Source organism: Moorena sp. SIO4A1 (genome assembly GCF_010672065.1).
Lineage (GTDB): Bacteria > Cyanobacteriota > Cyanobacteriia > Cyanobacteriales > Coleofasciculaceae > Moorena.
Genome location: NZ_JAAHHX010001001.1, coordinates 1 through 1,102, shown reverse-complemented (window position 1 = coordinate 1,102; position 1,102 = coordinate 1). Strand labels below are relative to the sequence as shown.

The following is a 1,102-nucleotide window of genomic DNA, read 5'->3' as shown; positions in this document are numbered from 1 at the left end:
GCACTGTCTGGGGTATGACCACCAAGATTTCAGAAATTGGCGCTCAAGTGGCCTTGACCGAGGTCGCTGATTTACGATTAGATACCGGAAACACTGCCAGTGAACCGTTGCCAGTGACACTAGAGATGATCGAGGAAAAGCTACAGTTGTCAGGACTAGTTACTGAAATTGACAACAGTGGTGAGGAAGCTAGTCTACGGATTATGTTTGACCCATTAACTCTCCAACAGCATCGCACTTTGGTAGAGATGCTCTTTTGCCGTCCGGGTCGATGGCAGCGACGGGAAAGTCCATCGGAAATGCGATCGCTTTTACTGTTGTTTAAGATTTTGCTGAAACCCCGAGTACTATTTGATCGCCAGGCTAGGAGTTGAGAAACTCTATTGATCTAAATCACTAGCAACAATTCGAGAAATCCTTCCCAGTTAAGCTCTTTGCCTCCAATTCGCTGTTGCAAAAAGGTCACTTCATCCTCTGAAAGGGGAGGCTGATCCACACTGGCTAACACTATATTCATTTCCTCTAGCTCAACCACTCCATTCTTATTCTTATCAATGGGAATAAAGTATGTGGCAAACTCATTAAGTCTCGACATTAGACGACGGTGGCGCAGCAGCAATTCCCCAAATTCCTCGAAGTCTATTTCTCCGCTGTTATCCACATCCATGCTGGAAAAGACAAAGTTGAGTTCATCGTCACTGATGCTATGCCCCGCCTGCTGGAAGTGATAGCTAAGTTCTGTCAAAGACAAGCTGCCGCTTTGATCCCGGTCGATAGCATCAAAGATGTAACGCAGGTCACCTTTGAGCTCTTGGGGTGCTTTGTCAAATAATACTTTGTGATGCTGCCCAACCATGGCTCCCTGCAACTGCCGACGGAACGCCGAAATCACTTCCTTGGCTGTGAGGTAGCGGAATCGATGCTCTTCCGGGCTAGCAATGGAGTAGGGTGCAACAGGCACCAAGGAAGAAAGCGATCGCTGTAAAATTACGAAGCAGGCATAAGTACCCAGCTGAAAGGACATCGACAAAATCGGTAGTTTCAAGGGTGTCATTACCAGAGTCAGCAGCCAGCCAATCAGAGCTGCCCCAAAGGCTCCACC

At 47.7% G+C, this 1,102-nt stretch carries 1 protein-coding gene and 1 pseudogene; one reads left to right on the top strand and one right to left on the bottom strand.

Going from position 1 to position 1,102, the window contains the following annotated elements:
* Positions 1–374 (top strand): annotated as a pseudogene (locus tag F6K53_RS44785) (cellulose synthase catalytic subunit); the annotation flags it as partial.
* Positions 375–388: 14 nt separating this feature from the next.
* Here F6K53_RS44785 and F6K53_RS44780 read toward each other — a convergent pair.
* On the bottom strand, positions 389–1,102 hold a 714-nt coding region (locus tag F6K53_RS44780; protein WP_293087506.1), incomplete at its 5' end, for an EF-hand domain-containing protein.